The sequence below is a fragment of the Aeromonas sp. 602396 genome, assembly GCF_049173735.1.
Taxonomy (GTDB): Bacteria; Pseudomonadota; Gammaproteobacteria; order Enterobacterales; family Aeromonadaceae; genus Aeromonas; species Aeromonas veronii_A.
Genome location: NZ_JAAKSD010000006.1, coordinates 149244 through 170573, shown reverse-complemented (window position 1 = coordinate 170573; position 21330 = coordinate 149244). Strand labels below are relative to the sequence as shown.

Genomic DNA, 21330 nt, shown 5'->3' with positions numbered 1-21330 from the left:
AAAGGCCCCAAGCTCTCTATAATGGGGCCTTTGTTGTGCTCGGGACGTGCCCGTGCGTTTATATGAAAGCCAAGGTTATACATGGAAAACACTGAGAAGCTGAAGAACAGTAAAGAGATCGTTGCCTACCTGGTCGAGAAATTCCCGGCCTGCTTCGTTGCTGAAGGAGAGGCCAAGCCGCTCAAGATTGGCATCTTCCAGGATTTGGCCGAGCGTCTTGCTGACGATGCCAGAGTCTCCAAGACCATGCTGCGTTCCGCACTGCGTCAATACACCTCCAGCTGGCGCTACCTGCACGGTCTCAAAGCTGGCCAGGCTCGCGTTGATCTGGATGGCAACCCGGGCGAGCTGCTGACCGAAGAGCACATCGAACACGCCAAGCAAGCTCTGAAAGAGAGCAAAGAGCGCGTATTCGCCAGCCGTCGTACCAATACCAAAGAGAAGGATGAGAAGGCCAAGAAGCCCCGTCGTCCTGCTGTGCGCAAAACCGAGAAAGCTGATGTAGCTGCCAAGCCGAAAGCTGCCGCCAAGGCACCGGTCGCTGACGCTCCGCTGGTTAAAGTGGATGCCGCTACGCTGAAAGTGGGCCAGGATGTGCGCGTCGTTATGGGTAAATTCCCGGTTCCGGCAACCATCAAGGAAGTAACCAAGGACGATGTACAGGTCCAACTGCAGACCGGCATGATGGTGCGGGTCAAATCAGAGCACTTGGTTCTCTAAGGAGACAAATGTTGAAGCATGGCGTAATTCGTTTTTCCCTCGTTGCCTGTAGCCTGGCGCTTGCCGGGCTTGCACAGGCCATCGAGCCGGTGCTCAAGGAGAGTGATTTGCCTGTGTTGGCTCAAGAGAGCCAACATGCTACGGCCAGCAAGCGAATTACCAATCTGTTTACCCGCTCGCACTACAAACAGTTCAAGCTGGACGATGCCTTTTCCTCCGTGATTTTCGATAAATATCTGGAGAATCTGGACTACAGCCGCAACCTGTTTTTGGCCTCTGATATCAGCCGTTTTGAAAAGTACCGTAACGGTTTTGACACCGACCTCGAAAGAGGCCGTCTGGCTCCCGCCTACGAGATGTTCAACCTGAGTCAGCAGCGGCGTTATGAGCGGTTCGAATACGCCCTCAAACTGCTTGATACTCCTTTCGATTTTACCCAGACCGACAACTATGTGTTTGATCGGGAAGGGGCGGCTTGGCCCAAAGATGAAGCAGAGCTCAACGAGCTGTGGCGTCAGCGGGTCAAGTTCGATGCCCTGAGCCTAAAGCTCAGCGGCAAGGAGTGGCCCGAGATCAAGGAGCTGCTTGGCAAGCGTTACAACAACGCCATCAAGCGGATGTCCCAGACCGAGAGCGAAGATGTCTTCCAGCTCTTCATGAACTCCTTCGCTCGCGCCATCGAACCACACACTAGTTACCTCTCCCCGCGCAGTGCCGATCGTTTCAACACCGAGATGAACCTCTCGCTGGAAGGGATCGGGGCCGTGTTACAGGCGGAAGATGACTTTACCGTCATCCGTTCTTTGGTGCCCGGTGGCCCGGCTGCCAAATCTAACCACCTCAAGCCCGATGACAAGATCACCGGGGTAGGGCAGGAAGATGGCAAGATTGTTGATGTGATCGGCTGGCGTCTCGATGACGTGGTCGAGCTCATCAAGGGGCCCAAGGGGAGCAAGGTCAAGCTTGAAATTCAGCGCGGCAAGGGCGCAACCGCCAAGACCGAGCAGATCGAGCTGACCCGCGACAAGGTGCGCCTTGAAGACAGAGCCGCCAAGTCCAAGGTGATTAACGCCGAAGGCAAGAAGATTGGTGTCATCGAGATCCCGAGTTTCTACGTCAATCTGCATGACGACGTGATCAAGGAGCTCTCCAGCCTCAACAAGCAGAAGATCGATGGTCTGATCATCGATCTGCGCGGTAACGGCGGCGGCGCCCTGACTGAAGCCTCTGCCCTGAGTGGTCTCTTCTTTGGCAGCGGTCCTGTTGTTCAGATCCGTGATCATATGGGTCGTATCACGGTCAACGGTGACGACGATGGCAACGTCTATTACGGCGGTCCCATGTCGGTGCTGATCGACAGATACAGTGCCTCGGCCTCCGAGATCTTCGCTGCCGCCATGCAGGATTATGGTCGAGCCCTGATCCTGGGTGAAAACTCGTTCGGCAAGGGGACGGTGCAGCAGCATCGCAGCCTCGCCAAGGTCTATGACTTCTACGAGCAGCCGCTGGGTCACGTGCAGTACACCATCGCCAAGTTCTACCGGATCAATGGTGGGAGTACCCAGAACAAGGGCGTTGCGCCGGATATCAGCTTCCCGACACCGGTTGCGCCGGAAGAGACGGGTGAAAGCCGTGAGTTCAATGCGCTGCCGTGGGACAAGATAGCCTCTGCCAACTATCAGACTCTGGGCAATTTCACTACTCTGCTGCCCAAGCTGCAGGCCGCCCACGATGCCCGCATCGCCAAGGATCCCGAGTTTGCCTACGTGATGCAGGATATTGCAGACTACAAGGTGGAGAAGGAGAAGAAGTCGGTCTCCCTCAACGAGGCGGAGCGTGTTGCAGAGCAGGCGAAACAGGATGAGAAAGCGCTCAAACGTACCAACGAGCGTCTGGCACGTCTTGGCAAGCCGGCGGTGAAGAGTCTGGATGAACTGCCCGCTGATTTTGAAGCGCCCGATGAGTATCTCATCGAAGCGGCCAATATCACGGCGGATCTGGCCAAGGTCAGCAAACGCAGCTGACAAGGCGACCTCCAATGTACAAGGGCGACTGCGGTCGCCCTTTCTTTTTGTCTGGCGTATCTGACGTAATGCAAATTGTTTGACCCCGCCAGTTGGTTGTGACAGCCTCTTTCTCGCCTTTAACAAGCGTGGAAGCAGACAATAATGACCGATCACCCCCAGGCCATGACGGCCAAATATCGCCAGGATTATCAGGCGCCGCTCTACTGGATCGACACCATCGACCTCGATTTCCAACTGCAGGAGCCGCTGACCCAGGTCACCGCCATCACCCGCATTCGTCGTAACGGCGAGCACAATGCGCCGCTCGTCCTCGATGGTGAACAGCTGACTCTCAAGAGCGTTGCCATTGATGGCATTCCCTGTGACCACTACGAGCAAGGCGAGAGCAGTCTGACCCTGTTCAACCTGTCTGCCGAATGTGTACTGACCATCGTCACCCTGCTGGATCCGGCCGCCAACACCGCGCTGGAAGGGCTTTACAAATCGGGTGATGCCTACTGTACCCAGTGCGAAGCCGAAGGGTTTCGCCGCATTACCTATTATCTGGACCGCCCCGACATTCTGGCGCGCTACAGCACCCGCATTACTGCCGACAAAGCCCAGTTCCCCTTCCTGCTCTCCAATGGCAACAAGGTCGACAGCGGTGATCTGGATGGCGGCCGTCACTTCGTGCAGTGGCAGGATCCTTTCCCCAAACCCAGCTACCTGTTTGCGCTGGTGGCCGGTGATTTCGATGTGGAGCGCAGCCACTACACCACCAAGAGCGGCCGCAAGGTGGCCCTCGAGATCTTCGTCGACAAGGGCAACCTCGATCGCGCCGGTTTTGCCATGGAGAGCCTCATCAACTCCATGCGCTGGGACGAGCAGCGTTTCGGCCTCGAGTATGATCTCGACATCTACATGATCGTTGCGGTGGACTTCTTCAACATGGGCGCCATGGAGAACAAGGGGCTCAACATCTTCAACTCCAAGTTCGTGCTGGCCAATCCGGCCACCGCTACCGATGGCGACTACCACGGTATCGAACGGGTGATCGGTCACGAATATTTTCACAACTGGACCGGCAACCGCGTCACCTGTCGAGACTGGTTCCAGCTCAGCCTGAAAGAGGGGCTGACGGTATTCCGGGATCAGGAGTTCTCCTCCGATCTGGGCTCCCGTGGCGTCAACCGCATCAACAACGTGCGTACCGTGCGCGGCCCGCAGTTTGCGGAAGATGCCGGCCCCATGGCACACCCGATCCGCCCGGATGTGGTGATCGAGATGAACAACTTCTACACCCTGACCGTCTATGAGAAGGGGTCGGAAGTGATCCGCATGATGCACACCCTGCTGGGGGAAGATGCCTTCCAGGCCGGTATGCGTCTCTACTTCGAGCGTCACGACGGCTCGGCCGCTACTTGCGATGATTTCGTGCAGGCGATGGAGGATGCTTCCGGTGTCGATCTTGGCCGTTTCCGCCGCTGGTACAGCCAGTCAGGCACCCCCGAACTGACCGTGACCGACGAGTACGATGCCGCCAGCGGCATCTATCGCCTTCATGTGAGCCAGCACACCCCGCCGACTCAGGATCAGCCGCAGAAGCTGCCGCTGCATATCCCCCTCGACATCGAGCTTTATGACGAGCAGGGTGCCGTCATCCCGTTGCAGTATCAGGGAAAGGCTATCGGCAACGTGCTCGATGTGCTGGAAGCGGAGCAGACCTTCGAATTTGATCGGGTGCCGGTCAAGCCGGTTCCCTCCCTGCTGCGGGACTTCTCTGCGCCGGTCAAGCTGCACTATGACTACAGCGACGAAGCGCTCGCCTTTCTGATGCGCTTTGCCCGCAACGAGTTTGCCCGCTGGGATGCGGCCCAGATGCTGATCAACAAAGCGGTCTTCGACGGGGTGGCACGGGTGCAGCACGGGCAGGGGGTTGAGCTCTCCCAAACCCTGCTGGCCGCCTTCGTCGCTATTCTGGACGACAGCGATCTCGATTTGGCCCTCAAGGCGGAGATCCTGGCGCTGCCCAGTGAGGCGACCCTGGCCGAGCTGTTCGAGGTGGCCGATATCGATGCCATCCATCAGGTGCGCGACGCGATCCACACCCGTCTTGCCGAGGCCTTTGGCACGCGCTTGGCGGCGACCTATCAGAGCCTGCGTCTGAACGGTTATCAGGTGGTGCACGCCGACATGGCCAAGCGGGCTCTTAAAGGGGTGGTGCTGGGCTATCTGGCTGCGCTGGATGCGGAGCATGCCGATGCGCTGGTGCGCGAGCAGTACGCAACCGCCGACAACATGACCGACACCCTGGCGGCGCTGCAGGTGGCCAACGGCTATCTGTTGCCATGCCGCGCCGCGCTGCTGGCCGATTTCGAGGGCAAGTGGGCCAAGGATGGACTGGTGCTGGACAACTGGCTGCGGCTGATTGGCAGCAAACCGGCTGCCGATGTACTGAGCGAAGTGAAACAGGCGATGAGTCACCCCACTTTCAGCATTCGCAACCCGAACCGGCTGCGGGCGCTGATCGGCAGTTTTGCCATGAGCAATCAGGTGCAGTTCCATGCGGTGGATGGCAGCGGTTACCGCTTCCTGACCGATCTGCTGATCGAGCTCAACGAGGTCAATCCGCAGGTGGCCTCCCGCCTTATCACTCCGCTTATCCAGTTCAAGCGACTGGATGAGGCGCGCAAGGCCCTGATCCGCGCCGAGCTGACCCGTCTTGCCAACCTTGAGGGGCTGGCAAGGGATCTGTTCGAGAAGGTCAGCAAGGCGCTGCAGCAGTAAGTGTCGACGGGGCAGGGGCGATAACGCTCTTGCCCCACATTGATGTGCCGTGTGATCAGGAGCAAGCGTGAAGCAGTTTACTTTTCGGCTCTCATTGAGCAGTGACGAGGTGATGCTGATGTATCAGGGCCATGCCAGACGGCTGGTGGTGCGCAGCGAACAGGGGTTGACCCTGGAGCTTGGCATAGAAAAAATACGCCCCTTTGTCGCCATCAATGGTGTGCATGGCTACTTTCGGCTGAAAACCCAGGACGATTACCGCTTTATCAGTCTCGAACGCATAAATTAACAAAAATCGAACAGATTACCGACTGTTTATCTGCTTTGCGTCACTATCTATCCGGTAAACTGGCACAAAGGTAGTGGGAATTTCTGTATTTTTGGTTATTTGCAAAATTTCTCACAGTTTAAGCCGTGATCTGCACCTTGTTTTTAACATCTCGTTAGCACCTTTCCTCGCCTTCCCTTATCCAAGCCATTACACTTCGCAACAACTCTGCACCAGCGGGTAACCAGGGTGGTTGCCTCTGCGTCGGTGGTTAATGTCGTCCGATAAGGAATATAAAAATGGCATTGAAAGACGCCCCTACCTCAGTTCTGCTCGAAAACGTTCTCAGCCTGATCCATCAAAAGTTGCCCAAAAACAGCGCCTCTCTGGTCGAGCGCTTCGTTGCCAAGTTCTACGGCAACATGGCGAGTTCCGACCTGCACGATCGTAATGACAGCGATCTCTACGGTGCGGCCCTGAGCCTGTGGAATGCCCTCAATCAGCGCAGCGGTACTGATCCCTACATCCGGGTCTACAATCCCGAGCTGACCCGTCACGGCTGGCAATCGCCCCATACCATCGTCGAGGTGATCCTGCAGGACTCCCCCTTCCTGGTCGACTCCATCCGGATGGCGCTCAAGCGACTCAATATCACCGCCCACATGATGCTGCACCAACCGCTGCACCTCATTCGTGGAGCGGATGGCAAGATTGACGCCATTCTGGAGCTCGGCAACACCGACGGGCAGACCTCGGTTGAAACGGCCTTCCTTATCGAGATCGATCACCTCACCAGCGAGGAGCAGATGGCCGCGCTGGCTACCGAGCTCAACTCGGTGGCAGGTGAAGTGGCACTGGCAGTCGGCGACTGGCAGCCCATGCTGGCCAAGCTCAATGAGATCATTGACGAACTGCCCAAGCGCAAGCACCCGGTCAGCAAGGAGGAGGTGGCCTCCTGCGTTGCTTTCCTCAAATGGGTGGCTGCCCACAACTTCACCCTGATGGGTTATCGCCGTTACGACGTCAAGGCGGTGGAGGGGGATCACGAGATCCTGCCGCAGGCGAGCTCCAGCCTGGGGCTGATGAAAAACTCCATCAAGGAGGTGGGTCAGCGCCTTGGCAACATGCCAGCCAGCGCCCGTCACGCCGCTCTGAGTTCTGATCTGCTGATCCTCACCAAATCCAACAGCAAGTCCCGGGTGCACCGTCCGGCTTATGTGGATTACATTGGCATCAAGCGCTTTGACGAGCATGGCAAGGTGATCGGGGAAGATCGCTTCATCGGTCTCTACGCCTCTTCCATCTACAACACCAGCGCGACCCAGATCCCGCTCATCAGCCATCGACTCGAGCGCATCATGGCCGCCTCCGGTCACGAGAAGGGCTCCCACGCCTACAAGGCGCTGCTCAACGTGCTGGAAACCTATCCCCGTGACGAGCTGATCCAGGCCCGTGAAGAGGAACTACTGGCTACCGGCCTTGGCGTACTGGAGATGCAGGAGCGGGACATGCTTCGGCTATTCGTGCGCCGGGATGTCTATGGTCGTTTCTTCTCTTGCATGGTCTATGTCACCAAGGAGCGCTACAACACGGCGCTGCGGATCAAGACCCAGCAAATTTTGCAGAAATATTTTGGCAGCAATGAAGAGGTGGAGTTCAACGTCTACTTCACCGAAGGCGTGCTGGCGCGGACCCACTACATAGTGCGGGTCAACAACAATAACGTGGATGTGGATGTGAACGAAGTACAGAACAACCTGATTGAAGCGGCCCGCAGCTGGGACGACAGACTCGACTCCGTGCTGCTTTCCCACTATGGCGAAGCCCGTGGCAATGAGTTGCGCCGCCGTTTCAGCACTGCCTTCCCTCGCGCTTACAAGGAAGATGTGCTGCCGGGCTCGGCCGTGGCCGACATCATGGCGCTCGATAACCTGAGCGAAGCCGAGCCACTCGGCATGCTGTTCTACCGCGCGCAGGAGGAGGAGAACGATCGTCGGGTACGGCTCAAGTTGTTCCATCGCACCGAGCCCATTCACCTCTCCGATGTACTGCCGATGCTGGAAAACATGGGACTGCGGGTGATCGGTGAGACCCCGTATCAGGTACGCACTCCGGGTGGCGATCTGTTCTGGATCCTCGACTTCTCCATGTTGCTGCACGGCGAGCAGCCCTTTGATCTGGCCCAGAGTCAGCAACGCTTCCAGCAAGCCTTTGCCGCCATCTGGAACAAGCAGCTGGAAGATGACGGCTTCAACCGGCTGGTGCTGGGGGCGGGTCTCACCGGCCGTCAGGTGTCGGTGCTGCGCGCCTATGCCAAATACATGCGCCAGACCGGCGTCTCCTTCAGCCAGTCCTATATCGAAGAGACTCTGACCCGCTACCCGGATATTGCCCAATTGCTGTTCACCCTGTTCGAACAGCGCCTCGATCCGGCCGGCAAGCAGGACGCCAAGGTACAGGCCAAGTTGCACGAGGAGCTGGCCGCCAAGCTGGATCAGGTGGCCAACCTGGATGACGATCGCATCATCCGCCGCTATGTGGAGATGATTGACGCTACCCTGCGCACCAACTACTACCAGCTGGACAAGGCGGGCAACATCAAGCCCTACATCTCCTTCAAACTGGCGCCGTCCAGCATCACCGACATGCCACTGCCGCTGCCGAAATTCGAGATCTTCGTCTACTCGCCGCGGGTGGAAGGGGTACATTTGCGCTGGGGTAAAGTGGCTCGTGGCGGTCTGCGCTGGTCCGATCGCAAAGAGGACTTCCGCACCGAAGTGCTGGGTCTGGTGAAAGCCCAGCAGGTGAAGAACACCGTCATTGTGCCGGTGGGGGCCAAGGGCGGTTTCTACTGCAAACAGATGCCGGTGGGGGCGCCTCGCGCCGTTATCCAGGAGGAGGGCAAGGCCTGTTATCGCCTGTTTATCCGCGGTCTGCTCGATGTGACTGACAACATCATCGGCGGCGAGGTGATCCCGCCCAAATCCGTGGTGCGTCACGATGAGGATGACTACTACCTGGTGGTCGCTGCCGACAAGGGCACAGCCACATTCTCCGACATCGCCAACGAAATAAGCCTCGAATATGGCCACTGGCTCGGCGATGCATTCGCCTCCGGCGGCTCGGTCGGTTACGACCACAAGAAGATGGGTATCACCGCCCGCGGCGCCTGGGAGTCGGTCAAGCGTCACTTCCGTGAAATTGGCGTCAACTGCCAGACCACCGACTTCACTTGCGTGGGGATTGGGGACATGGCGGGCGACGTGTTCGGCAACGGCATGCTGCTCTCCGAGCACACCCGGCTGGTGGGCGCGTTCAACCACATGCACATCTTCGTTGACCCCACTCCGGATGCGGCCAAGAGTTTTGTCGAGCGCCAGCGCCTGTTCGATCTGCCGGGCTCCAGCTGGGATGACTACAACCGCGAGCTGATATCACAAGGGGGCGGTATCTTCCTGCGCTCGGCCAAGTCCATCAAGCTGAGCCCCGAGATGCAGACCCTGCTCGGCACCGACAAGACCAGCATGGCGCCGAACGAGCTGATCAAGGCGCTGATTTGCCTCAATGTAGACCTGCTGTGGAATGGCGGCATCGGCACCTATGTGAAGAGCGCCCGCGAGAGCGATGCCGAGGTGGGCGATCGCAGTAACGATGCTCTGCGGGTCAATGGTCGCGATCTGCGGGCCCGCATCGTGGGTGAGGGGGGCAACCTCGGCTTTACCCAGCTCGGTCGGGTGGAGTACGCCAGTCAGGGCGGTCGCATCAATACCGATTTTACCGACAACGTGGGCGGGGTGGACTGCTCTGACAACGAGGTGAACATCAAGATCCTGCTCAACCAATTGGTGGCGGCAGGGGATCTGACGCTCAAGCAGCGTAACCAGATGCTGTATGAGATGACCGACGACGTGGCGCAGATCGTGATCACCAACGCCTATCGCCAGTCCCAGTCCATCTCGGTCACCAGCTTCCGCGGCTCTGAACAACTGAAAGAGCAGCAGCGCTTTATTCAGGGGCTGGAGCGGGAAGGCAAGCTCGATCGTGCGCTGGAGTTCCTGCCATCCGATGAGGAGCTTTCCGAGCGGATGGCGGCAGGGCAGGGACTGACCCGCCCCGAACTGGCAGTGCTGGTGGCCTACGGCAAGATGGTGCTGAAAGAGCAGCTCAACTGCCCGGAAGTGACCGACGAGCCCTTCCTCGCTAACATGCTGGTCACCAGCTTCCCGGCCAAGGTGCAGCAGCAGTTTGGTGCACAGCTGGCCGATCACCCGCTACGCGGCGAGATCATCGCTACCCGGGTGGCCAACATGTTGGTCAATGACATGGGGCTCAACTTCGCCAGCCGGATGAAGGACGAGACCGGAGCCTCGGTGGCGGAAGTGGCCTGCTGCTTTGCCATGGCCCGCGAAGTGTTTGGCATGAACCAGCTGTGGCGCGATATCGAAGGGTGCGACAACCTGGTGGATGCCCAGACTCAGCTCGAACTGATGTTCTACAGCCGCCGCATTGTGCGCCGAGCCACCCGCTGGTTCCTGCGTGCTCGCAATCGCAGCTGGAGTATCAGCGAGAACATCGCCTTCTTCCGCCCGGCGTTCGAAACCTTAGGGAAGCACCTCTACGAGGTCATGGATGAGAGCGAAGTGGCCGAGCATCGTCAGGCTGTCGCCAAGTGGATGGAGAAACAGGTGCCGGAGGCCATTGCCCGTCAGGTCGCCCATATGAGCAGCCTCTTCTCCAGCCTGGATCTGGCGCAAATTGCCGCGGAGCACAAGACCGATATCCTGCGCGCCGCAAATGTTTACTATCGCCTCGGGGCCAAGCTTGATCTGCACTGGTTCCTCGACCAGATCAACCATCAGCCGGTCGGCAACCACTGGCAGGCGATGGCGCGTGCCTCCTTCCGCGAAGATCTTGACTGGCAGCAACGCAGTCTCACTTCTGTGGTACTGGAAGGGTGCAAAGATCAGGGAGAATGCGCTACCATACTGGCCGACTGGATTTCGGAGCATGAGCAACTCTTGTCCCGTTGGACCCACATGTTGGCCGACTTCAAGACCACCAGTACCCACGAGTTCGCCAAGTTCTCGGTGGCCTTGCGAGAGTTGAACCTGCTCCAGTTGAATTGTCGGGCACTTTAATTGCCAGATTAAGGCATGACACCGACATTACACCTAAAGCCCCGGCCAGTTGCCGGGGCTTTCTTTAAGGAGCAAAGATGTTGTACCCCATCGCCAGGCATTTCCTGTTCAAACTCAATCCGGAACAGGCTCACGATCTCTCCATGAAATATTTGCCCCGCCTTCTCGGTACGCCACTCGATTGTTTCTTCCGCCAGAATTTGCCGAAACGCCCCGTCACTGTCATGGGGCTTTCTTTTGCCAATCCGGTGGGATTGGCGGCCGGTCTGGATAAAGATGGTGAGTGCATTGACGCGCTGGGCGCCATGGGATTTGGTTTTATCGAAGTCGGTACCGTCACCCCCAGACCCCAAAGCGGTAATGACAAGCCGCGCCTGTTCCGGGTTATTCCGGCAGAGGGGATCATCAACCGGATGGGATTCAACAACAAGGGGGTGGATCATCTGGTGGCCAAGGTAAAAGAGGCCAAATATCAGGGAGTCATCGGCATTAATATCGGCAAAAACAAAGACACTCCCATCGAACAGGGCAAGGATGATTACCTGATCTGCATGGACAAGGTTTATGATCATGCCGGTTATATTGCCGTCAATATCTCTTCCCCCAACACCCCGGGTTTGCGTTCACTGCAATATGGCGAGGCGCTGGATGAATTGCTGGCCGCCCTCAAGGTGCGTCAGCAAGAGCTGGCCGCCCAATATAAAAAGTATGTGCCGCTGGCGGTTAAAATTGCCCCGGATTTAAGCCTTGAAGAAATAGATCAGGTGGCCGCGTCGCTGGTACGGAATGGTATTGATGGGGTTATCGCCACCAATACCACCCTCGAGCGCGAGATGATTTATGACATGCCCCACGCCGGTGAAGCGGGTGGCTTGAGCGGTCGTCCGCTGCAGCACAAGAGTACCGAGGTGATCCGTCATCTGGCCAAGGCGCTCAATGGTGCTCTGCCAATTATCGGTGTGGGTGGTATTGATAGTGCCATGGCCGCCCGTGAAAAATTGGCCGCCGGTGCCAGTCTGGTACAAATTTATAGCGGCTTTATTTATAAAGGGCCGGGGTTGGTCAAAGAGATTGTGACCAATATTTAAGAAATAGATGGCGGAGCCCTTTATTTGACGTTGCTGATTTCCTGCATATGGAATAAAGTCAACTGGTAATTATCAAGTAAGGGCTCCAACATGTTTATCCAACCGACCGATAGCTGGCAATGGCACTATGATGCCCAGAGTGACCGTCTGATGTTGGACCTGTCTGATAACATGTTATTTGCGACCGAGTATAAAGGGCGACAATTGGTGCCCAGTTCGTTTGCAGCCCAGCCTTTTTGTGTCGATGATGCCGCCCTCTATTATCAGTTGATGGATAAAGCAGCCGAACTTGAGTGGAGTATTCCCCATCAGGTTCAGTTGGTGCTTAATGCCATCGCGGTCAGTCGCTTTTATAAACCCCTGATGCCGCAAAGCTGGTTTTTTAGTGAACAACATCCGCAAGTGATCCCGCAAAACGGTGATCTGGTCCTGATGAATACACCCCATGGTAACGGCGAATTTATGGTCATTGAGGCAGGGGAGCAGGCCAGCGTCTGTTTGAACCTCACAGCCGATCTGGTATTGACCACCAGTAAAACTCTGCCGCGTTTCGGGGTGATCAAGGTGATGAATAACCGGATGAAGCCGCGTATTACCGTGACCGAGCAATATCGTCAGGTCAGTTGATATCTTTTCACCAATCTTTTTATCTCTGTGATTACACCGCTGCCTCTTTTTACTGTTGTCACCTCAATCGCGCCTCGTTTCTGATACTTCATTGATCCGCGTACATATTGCCCATTCTCATTGATCTTCATGGTTGTGATCCAGCCTCTCTTGAGGCTTGTTACATCCACTTGCACCTTGTGTTCTAACCCACGCAGTATCTTGGTCTTCCGTGCTGCAAGCATGGTGTCTTCCTCTTGTTTCGTTCTGCTTGCGTAGTGTCTCCCCCTAACTATCAACACATCACTCACTGCAGCGATGTTCTTCATACGACATTTTTTGCTTGAAACGAGAGCTATTCTCACTTACATTTTGTTATAACATAACAAAATGGAGTTGCCATGAAGTCTCATATTCACCCGGATTATCGTTTGGTGCTGTTCCATGACACGGCGGCAGATGCCTTTTTCCTGGTCGGTTCAACCATCAAGAGCGATCGCCGCTATACGTGGCAAGACGGGAAGGAGTATCCCTATGTATCGCTCGATGTTTCCAGCCAGTCGCACTCGTTTTATACCGGCAAGCAGAAGCAGGTTTCTAGTGAGGGAAGTGTTGCCCGTTTCAACAAGCGTTTTGGCGCATTTTCAAGCAAGAAGGAGTCCTGAATGCAGGTCGTCTGTTCACTCAAATCCGCACGGGCGCGTCATCCCGATTGTCAGTTGGTGCGCCGCCGCGGCAAATTGTTCGTGATTTGCAGAAGCAATCCCCGTTTCAAGGCTCGCATGAAGTGAGCCGCTAAATGATGTCTGGCCCCATGATCTCGCCATCGGGTAGTCATGGGGCCTTTTACCTTTATCGCCCCATATCAATCTGTTTCCATCCTGCTGTTTGCGCCGACTTTTGCATGCTCCAGTCCGCCTGATGAGGTATAATGCGGCACTATTTTTATGGGTTCCCCGTGAGCGTGATGAAAGAATTTTTTGCAACCTGCCCCAAGGGGCTGGAAAACCTGTTGGCCGATGAGCTGACCAATCTTGGCGCAGAGCAGGTCCGTGAGACCGTGGCTGGCGTCCATTTCAAAGGCGAATTGGCGATTGGCTACAAGGCCTGCCTGTGGAGCCGTTTTGCCTCCCGCATCGTGCTGGTGCTGTCTGAATTCCAGATGAACGATGATCTGGATCTCTATCTGGGCGCCCACACAATCCCCTGGGAAGAGCACTTCTCCGGTACCGCTACCATCGCGGTGGACTTTACCGGTACCAACCCTGCCATTCGCAATACCCAATATGGCGCGCTGAAAATCAAGGATGCCATCGTCGACCGCTTCACCAAGCGCGGTCACGTGCGTCCGGACGTGGACAAGAAGTCGCCGGATATTCGCATCATGGCGCACCTGGGCAAAGGCAAGGCCAATATCACGCTGGACTTGTCAGGCCCGGCGTTGCATCAGCGTTTCTATCGTCAGGGCACCGGTGAAGCTCCGCTCAAAGAAAACCTAGCCTGCGCCATGATTGCCCGTAGTGGCTGGGCCGGTGAGCCCATGATGGACCCGATGTGCGGTTCCGGTACGCTGCTGATCGAAGCGGCCTTTATCGCCGCCGACATGGCGCCGGCGCTGCGTCGCGAGCGCTTCGGTTTCGATCGCTGGCTGCAGCATGATAGCGAGCTGTGGCAGAGCCTGATGATGGAAGCACAAGTACGTGCCAAACGCGGCATGCAGCGTTGCGAAGTAAAACTGTTTGGTTGTGATGCCGACCAGCGCGTGCTCCTCAAAGCCCGTGATAACGCCAAAGCGGCAGGTGTGGCGCACCTCATCACCTTCAAGCAAGCCGATGTCACCAAGCTGGAAAACCCGCTGCCGATGCCTGCCCCTGTTGAAGGGGAAGAAGGTCAAGGGGAGGCCCGCAAGGTCGGTATGCTCATTTCCAACCCGCCTTATGGCGAGCGTCTTGGCGAATTTCCGGCGCTGCTGGAAGTGCACCAGGCGCTGGGCGATGCTCTGCGTCGTAGCTTCCAGGGTTGGAAAGTCTCCATTCTGTCCGCATCGCCCGAGCTGCTGAGCTGTCTGCGCCTGCGCGCCGACAAGCAGTATCGCCTGTTCAACGGTGCTCTCGAGTGTCAGCTGCGCAATTATCAAATCGCACTGGACTCCGTGGCCTCGCAAAAAGAGGTGGCACAGGACTTTGCCAACCGTCTGCGCAAGAATCTGAAGGCGCTCGAGAAGTGGGCCAAGAAAGAGAATCTCGACTGCTACCGTCTCTACGACGCCGACCTGCCTGAGTACAACGCCGCCATCGACCGTTATCAGGACTATCTGGTGGTGCAGGAGTACGCGGCGCCCAAGGATATTCCTGCCCAGAAGACCCGTCAGCGTCTGCTCGACATGGTGCAAGCCGCCATCAAGGTGACCGGGATGGACGGCGAGAAGGTGATCCTGAAAGTACGCGAGCGTCAGGAGGGCAAGCAGCAGTACCAGAAGCTATCCGAAGAGCAGCACCGGATGGAAGTGCAGGAGTATGGTGCCCGTCTGTGGGTCAACCTCTACGACTACCTCGATACCGGTCTGTTCCTCGACCATCGTCAGACCCGCCGCATGCTGGGTCAGATGGCCAAGGGCAAGCGCTTCCTGAACCTCTTTGCCTACACCGGCAGTGCCACCGTGCACGCGGGTCTTGGCGGTGCCAGCGAGACCACCACAGTGGATATGTCGCGCACTTACCTCAACTGGGCACAGGACAACATGCGCCTCAACTCGCTGGTGGGCCGTCAGCACAAGTTCGTGCAGGCTGACTGCCTGAAGTGGCTGTCTGAAGCGGACGAGCAGTACGACCTCATCTTCATCGATCCGCCCACCTTCTCCAACTCCAAGCGGATGGATGAGAGCTTCGATGTGCAGCGCGATCACCTGCTGCTCATGCAGCACCTGAAGCGGTTGCTGGCTGCTGGTGGCACCTTGGTGTTCTCCAACAACAAGCGCCACTTCAAGATGGATCTGGCCGGTCTCGAGGCCATCGGTCTCAAAGCGCAGAACATCACCGGCAAGACCCGGCCCAAGGATTTCGAGCGCAACCAGCACATCCACAACTGCTGGATCATCACCCATGCGGAGGCTGAGGCTTGATGCTGACCCTGTTTCACACCGACGGTTGCCACCTGTGTGAGCAAGCTTGGGCGCTGGTGGAGGAGGCGGGGGCAAGCGATGTGACCCGCCGCTGCGACATCATGGACGATGCCAGCTGGCTTGAGGCCTATCGGGTGCGTATTCCGGTGCTGCGGGACGAGGCTGGCCGCGAGCTGGGCTGGCCCTTCACGCTGGTGGAGCTCAAAGGCTGGCTCGCTCGTCAGGGTTGATTTGTGATTTGACGATGAAACGGGATCAGACCCAGTCTGTTGCCCGTTTTTTCATATGAGATAAGGAACGAACATGGCTCTTTTAACATTGCACGGCGCGTGTCTGTCGTTCAGTGATTTTCCGTTGCTCGACAAGGCCGAGCTGACCATAGAGCGAGGCGAGCGCCTCTGTCTGGTGGGCCGCAACGGGGCGGGCAAGTCCACCCTGATGAAGGTAATTGCCGGTGAATTGCCCCTCGATGATGGCCGTCTGGTGTTGCAGCAGGACTTGAAAGTGACTCGTCTTGAGCAGGATCCGCCCACCTCGAGCGAGCTCACCGTGTTTGATTACGCCGCCGAAGGGCTGGCCGGAGTCGGTGAGCTGCTCAAGCAGTATCACCACGTCTCCATGGCGCTGGCGAGTGACCCGTCCGATGCCAACATTCGCAAGATGAGCCAGCTGCAGGAGCAGCTCGATTATCAGAATGGCTGGCAGTACGAGACCCGCATCAATCAGGTGCTGACCCTGCTTGGTCTTGATCCTGACGTGACCCTCGACAGTCTCTCCGGTGGCTGGCTGCGCAAGGTAGCGCTGGCCCGTGCACTGGCATGCGATCCCGATCTGCTGCTGCTCGATGAGCCGACCAACCACCTGGATATCGAGGCCATCAACTGGCTGGAAGAGTTCCTCAAGGATTTCCGTGGCGCCATCGTTTTCATCTCCCACGACCGTGAGTTCATCCACAAGCTGGCGACCCGGATCATCGATCTCGATCGCGGCGTGATCACCTCCTGGCCCGGCAACTATGACGAGTACCAGCAGGGCAAAGAGGAGTGGCTGCGGGTCGAAGAGCTGAAAAATGCTGAGTTCGATCGCAAGCTGGCGCAGGAGGAGGTGTGGGTACGCCAGGGGATCAAGGCGCGCCGTACCCGTAACGAGGGGCGAGTGCGCGCCCTCAAGGCGATGCGCATGGAGCGTACCCAGCGTCGCGAACTGCAGGGCAAAGCCAAGCTGCAACTCGACGAGGCGAGCCGCTCCGGCAAGCTGGTATTTGAAGCTGAAGGGTTGGGACTCGACTTTGGTGATCGCACCCTGTTCGAGGGGCTGGATCTGCAGGTGCTGCGTGGGGACAAGATTGCGCTGGTCGGCCCCAACGGTTGCGGCAAGTCGACCCTGATCAAGCTGCTGCTGGGTCAGCTAGATGCCACTCGTGGTTCGGTGCGTCAGGGTACCAATCTGGAAGTGGCCTACTTCGATCAGTACCGCGAACAGCTCGATCCCGAGCAGACGGTGGTGGACAACGTCGGGGAGGGCAAGCAGGAAGTGATGGTGCGCGGTCGCTCCCGCCATATCCTCGGCTATCTGCAGGACTTCCTGTTTGAACCCAAGAGGGCCAGAACGCCGGTCAAGGCGCTTTCTGGCGGTGAGAAAAACCGTTTGCTGCTGGCCAAGCTGTTCCTTAAACCCAGCAACCTGCTGATCCTCGACGAACCGACCAACGACCTCGACGTCGAGACTCTGGAGCTGCTGGAAGAGCTGCTGGCGGACTATCCAGGCACTCTGCTGCTGGTCAGTCACGATCGTCGCTTCATCGACAATACGGTAACCGGTTGCTGGCTGTTTGAGGGGGATGGCCGCATCAGCGACTACGTGGGCGGCTATGCCGACATGATGGCGACCCGCGAGCAGCAGCGTGCTCAGCAACAGGCCAAGAGCACGCCTGTGAAGGCTCCCGAGCCGGTAGCCACAGTGAGCGAAGCGCCGAAGAAAGGCAAAAAACTCTCCTACAAGCTACAGCTTGAACTGGATGGTCTGCCGGCGCGTCTTGAGCAGCTGGAAGCCGAGCTGGATGCGCTGCAAAGCGAGATCAACCAGCACGGTTTCTTCTCCCTGCCAAGCGAGCAGACCCAGCCCAAACTGGCCGCATTGAGTGCCGCCGAGACGGCGCTGGAGGAGGCATTTGCTCGTTGGGAAGAGCTGGAAGGACTCAAAAATCAGGAGTGAGTTCCCTGTAATTAAAACTTAATCCAGTTCAGTGCCTTGTGTCACATAGCCCGGTTAGGGTGGAAGTTTTTGTTTGACCGAGTGCGCTCGCAGGAGTAAAGATGAAAGCGACCGATGAGAATTTGGTCGCTTTTTTTGTTCCACGAAGAGGGTCGTAGATGATGAAGAGACAGAAGCGGGACCGTCTGGAAAGAGCTCGTGCTCGTGGTTATCAGGCTGGCGTGGTCGGCAAACAGAAAGAAGCGTGTCCGTATCAATGCCTGGATGCCCGTGGGCATTGGCTTGGTGGTTGGCGTGACGCCATGGAAGGGCGGGGCTCAGGCCTCTTCATGAAGTAGCAGGTACTTCATCACTCATTACAAAAGGAAAGGGGCCGTTGTGGCCCCTTTGCGTTGTGGCTTTCGCCACATTCAGGTTCGCATCAATCAGAATGCGGTAGTGTCCTGGAACAGGCCCACTTTCAGGTCGGTTGCGCTATAGATGGGGCGGCCGTCAACTTCAACGACACCATCGGCAATGCCCATCACCAGTTTGCGATTGATGACTCGCTTGAAGGTGATCTTGTAGGTCACTTTCTTGGCGGTCGGCAGGATCTGGCCGGTAAATTTCACTTCACCGACACCCAGCGCACGGCCTTTGCCCGGGCCGCCTTTCCAGCCGAGGAAGAAGCCAACCAGCTGCCACATGGCATCCAGACCGAGACAGCCCGGCATCACGGGATCACCCGGGAAGTGGCAATCGAAGAACCAGAGATCGGGGGTAATGTCGAGCTCTGCCAGGATCTCGCCCTTACCGTGCTCGCCACCGTTGTCATTGATCTTGACGATGCGATCCATCATCAACATGTTAGGGGCGGGCAGCTGACTGTTACCCTCACCAAAGAGTTCGCCATGGCTGCAAGCCAGCAGCTCTTCACGGGTAAAAGAGTTCTTGCCCTGTTCACACAGAGAAAGGCGGGCTTCCAGGGTCGAATTGTCTACGGTCACGCTGAGTTTCCTTCAAATGAGTAAAGCTGCGCCAATTTAGCGTACAGATGTGCGCTAAACAACTCCGATCACTTCATTAGCGGCCAAACAGCCGATCAAGAAGGGCGCGCAGCAGCCCGACTTTCGCCGTGCTGCCGTTCAGCTCATCCAGTCGCTCCTGAATGCGGCCGAACAGGGTATCGGGCATGTCAGGCTCACCCGCCACACAGCCAGTCAAGAGCTCGATAGCCTCTTCCACATGATCTACAGGGTGGATATGGAACTGTCCCGCTTCAACTGCGGCGATCACCTCATCAGAGAGGTTGAGTTGCTGGGCGTTGGTGCCGGGCAGCAGGATGCCTTGTTTGCCAGTCAGACCGTGGATCTTGCACACCCGGAAGAAGCCTTCGATCTTCTCGTTGACGCCGCCAACGGCCTGCACATTGCCAAACTGGTCGACCGCACCCGTTACCGCAAAGTGCTGGTAAATAGGCTGGCGGGCGAGGGCAGAGAGCAGGGCACACAGGCCGGTCAGGGAGGCACTGTCACCATCGATTTCGTGGTAAGACTGCTCGAATACCAGATTGGCCGACAGAGGGGAGGGGTTCTCGGCACCGAACTTGTTGGAGAGGTAGCCGTGAATGATCATCATCGCCTTGGCATGAATATGGCCAGCCAGTTCAGCCTTGCGCTCGATATCCGCCACGTCGCCATCACCCAAGTGAACAGTGGCGGTCAGGCGTACCGGTTCGCCAAAGTCATATGGGTGACCGGAGACCTGAATGACGGAGAGACCATTAATTTGGCCAATCTCTTCACCATCAGTCTGCAGCAGGATCTGGCCGTCGATAACCCCCTGATCGGACTGCTCAACCAGATAGTTGAGGCGATAATCCTGCTCCTCCAGCGCACCACGAATGTGCTCGTCGGTGACCTCTTCCGCTTCCAGCTCCCGTGCCAGACTGTCAGCCATCCTCATGATGGCGGAGAGTTGTACCGCGGAGAGAGAGAGCCACTCCTGGTGATCACAGAGTCTGCTGGCATGGCGACAGAGTGCGACAAGGGCTGCCGGTGTGAAATCCAGCAAGTTCCAGCGTTCACGTAACCAGGCCAGATACTGCAGAAACTCCTGCAGGTCTTCCTCTATGTTTACTTCGGATACTAGGTCGGCGCGCAGGAATATACGCTCTGACATGTCACGATCCAGCATCTGGAACTCAGCCACGTCCAGTCGGTCACCCACCAAGATCAGCTTGAGCTTGATGGGGGTCGCTTCAGGTGCAAAGAAGGGGGTTAGTGTCTTGCCTTCCTGATAGGCGTTCCAGTCCAGCTCGCCTTTTTGCATAGCATTTTTGAGCTTAAACCAAAGATGAGGCTGGTCGAGCAGCTCATCCAGTTGAAGAATAAGGTAGCCACCATTGGCCTGACGTAGCAAACCTGGTTCCAGCAAGTGCTGATTCGCGTAGACAGAACCCTGTTCTGTCTGATAGTTGATGGAACCAAACAGGGTATCCCAGTTGAGATCACGACCGTAAATTACCGGTGCTTCCTGCTCTTCGTGATGAATAAGCAGGTTGATCAGCACCGGATGCTGAAACTCCAGTCCCAATGCCACATGGGCCGCCAGATCCGAGAGAAAGTCATCGATCTTTGGATCGTTGTTTTGCTTGCGCATGATGCGGGTTACGATTCGCTCGGCATCGAGATGGTGGCTAAGCAACTTGAGTAGCTCGCCAACCATTTCGCAAAACTCAACGCCAGTACCGGGTTGCAGTCGCAGCCAGATAGGTTTGAACGGGTTGTTGAGATTCTCGGTATAGCAGAGGTCGAACAGATCGCCATCCTTACCATTGGAGTCGGCAATCAGAGTGCGGCACACATCTTCATAATCGGCACCGGGGAAACCGTTGAGCAGCATAACCGGGCAATCACCATCAAAACTGGCCAGACGTTTGATACCGGAGATTGCTCTGGGTTGCAGAGCGGCAAAGGGGATGGGCTCAAGCTCACAAAGCCTGGGGAACTGTTCAATCGCAAAAGCGGGTTTTAATTGTTCTGATGTTAATTCAGCCACTTAAGACATCCGGTCGAAGATAGGATCAATTGTTGCCATTATACACAGTTCAATAAGCGGTGACAGGAAACAAGATACTATATTTAACATAATATGCATTATGCGCAGTGATGGGGTTCTACGTTTTGGAGTTATTTCCGATGAAACACAGCCGTCGCCCACAGGATCGACTCTTGCTGGATGCATTAACCGCCGGTGTCGATCTGTTGACACCACTGCGGCGCCATCGGTTTCGGCAGCTAGATATCAGTGTGCCCGATGACCACCAGTTGCTGTGGTTCGACGTGTTCCCGTTGGCCGGTGCGTTGGTGTTGATTCATAAGGACACCCCGTTGTGGATCTG

Annotated in this window: 16 protein-coding genes; 13 read left to right on the top strand and 3 right to left on the bottom strand. The window is 56.9% G+C overall.

The window, feature by feature from the left end:
* The first annotated feature begins 81 nt into the window (after positions 1 to 81).
* The 7 genes from proQ (at position 82) to G5229_RS10010 (ending at position 12634) form a co-directional block, all read left to right on the top strand.
* Positions 82 to 720: an RNA chaperone ProQ gene (proQ, locus tag G5229_RS10040; protein ID WP_005351923.1), complete on the top strand. Its 639-nt coding sequence runs from the start codon at positions 82 to 84 to the stop codon at positions 718 to 720.
* A gap of 8 nt (positions 721 to 728) precedes the next feature.
* Positions 729 to 2744, top strand: a complete 2016-nt coding sequence (gene prc / locus G5229_RS10035; RefSeq protein WP_216978779.1) for a carboxy terminal-processing peptidase — start codon at positions 729 to 731, stop codon at positions 2742 to 2744.
* Between the two features lie 144 nt (positions 2745 to 2888).
* Positions 2889 to 5513: an aminopeptidase N gene (gene pepN / locus G5229_RS10030; RefSeq protein ID WP_421209048.1), complete on the top strand. Its 2625-nt coding sequence runs from the start codon at positions 2889 to 2891 to the stop codon at positions 5511 to 5513.
* Positions 5514 to 5580: 67 nt separating this feature from the next.
* Positions 5581 to 5802 carry a DUF2835 domain-containing protein gene (locus G5229_RS10025; protein ID WP_033136823.1) on the top strand — a complete coding sequence of 74 codons (222 nt, stop codon included), beginning with the start codon at positions 5581 to 5583 and terminating at the stop codon, positions 5800 to 5802.
* A gap of 278 nt (positions 5803 to 6080) precedes the next feature.
* Positions 6081 to 10919 (top strand): NAD-glutamate dehydrogenase, encoded by a 4839-nt coding sequence (locus G5229_RS10020; RefSeq protein ID WP_421209047.1) that lies wholly within the window; start codon positions 6081 to 6083, stop codon positions 10917 to 10919.
* A 77-nt stretch (positions 10920 to 10996) separates the two neighbouring features.
* Positions 10997 to 12007: a quinone-dependent dihydroorotate dehydrogenase gene (gene pyrD / locus G5229_RS10015; protein ID WP_005336601.1), complete on the top strand. Its 1011-nt coding sequence runs from the start codon at positions 10997 to 10999 to the stop codon at positions 12005 to 12007.
* A gap of 90 nt (positions 12008 to 12097) precedes the next feature.
* On the top strand, positions 12098 to 12634 hold the full coding sequence (locus G5229_RS10010) for a cell division protein ZapC (protein WP_270656823.1): 537 nt from the start codon (positions 12098 to 12100) through the stop codon (positions 12632 to 12634).
* Here the strand turns inward: G5229_RS10010 and G5229_RS10005 are convergent.
* Positions 12622 to 12942: a hypothetical protein gene (locus G5229_RS10005; RefSeq protein WP_254204265.1), complete on the bottom strand. Its 321-nt coding sequence runs from the start codon at positions 12940 to 12942 to the stop codon at positions 12622 to 12624. The genes G5229_RS10010 and G5229_RS10005 overlap by 13 nt on opposite strands.
* A gap of 72 nt (positions 12943 to 13014) precedes the next feature.
* On the opposite strand from G5229_RS10005, the gene G5229_RS10000 reads away from it, so the two are divergent.
* The 6 genes from G5229_RS10000 to rmf all read left to right on the top strand — a co-directional run bounded on the left by G5229_RS10000 (position 13015) and on the right by rmf (position 18286).
* Positions 13015 to 13278: a type B 50S ribosomal protein L31 gene (locus G5229_RS10000; RefSeq protein ID WP_042055007.1), complete on the top strand. Its 264-nt coding sequence runs from the start codon at positions 13015 to 13017 to the stop codon at positions 13276 to 13278.
* Positions 13279 to 13404 (top strand): type B 50S ribosomal protein L36, encoded by a 126-nt coding sequence (gene ykgO / locus G5229_RS09995; RefSeq protein WP_123173069.1) that lies wholly within the window; start codon positions 13279 to 13281, stop codon positions 13402 to 13404.
* A gap of 140 nt (positions 13405 to 13544) precedes the next feature.
* Positions 13545 to 15734, top strand: coding sequence for a bifunctional 23S rRNA (guanine(2069)-N(7))-methyltransferase RlmK/23S rRNA (guanine(2445)-N(2))-methyltransferase RlmL (gene rlmKL / locus G5229_RS09990; protein ID WP_421209046.1), 2190 nt, complete (start codon positions 13545 to 13547; stop codon positions 15732 to 15734).
* On the top strand, positions 15734 to 15964 hold the full coding sequence (locus tag G5229_RS09985; RefSeq protein WP_201951089.1) for a glutaredoxin family protein: 231 nt from the start codon (positions 15734 to 15736) through the stop codon (positions 15962 to 15964). Before rlmKL ends, G5229_RS09985 begins: the two co-directional genes overlap by 1 nt.
* A 73-nt stretch (positions 15965 to 16037) precedes the next feature.
* Entirely contained in the window at positions 16038 to 17948 is a 1911-nt protein-coding gene (locus G5229_RS09980; protein WP_421209045.1) for an ABC transporter ATP-binding protein, read from the top strand.
* Positions 17949 to 18106: 158 nt separating this feature from the next.
* Entirely contained in the window at positions 18107 to 18286 is a 180-nt protein-coding gene (rmf, locus tag G5229_RS09975) for a ribosome modulation factor (protein WP_005315693.1), read from the top strand.
* An 87-nt stretch (positions 18287 to 18373) separates the two neighbouring features.
* Here the strand turns inward: rmf and fabA are convergent, their stop codons facing one another.
* Both fabA and G5229_RS09965 read right to left on the bottom strand, forming a co-directional pair.
* Positions 18374 to 18934 carry a 3-hydroxyacyl-[acyl-carrier-protein] dehydratase FabA gene (gene fabA, locus G5229_RS09970; RefSeq protein WP_421209044.1) on the bottom strand — a complete coding sequence of 187 codons (561 nt, stop codon included), beginning with the start codon at positions 18932 to 18934 and terminating at the stop codon, positions 18374 to 18376.
* A 76-nt stretch (positions 18935 to 19010) separates the two neighbouring features.
* On the bottom strand, positions 19011 to 20987 hold the full coding sequence (locus G5229_RS09965; RefSeq protein WP_421209043.1) for a Lon protease family protein: 1977 nt from the start codon (positions 20985 to 20987) through the stop codon (positions 19011 to 19013).
* Positions 20988 to 21330: the final 343 nt, after the last annotated feature.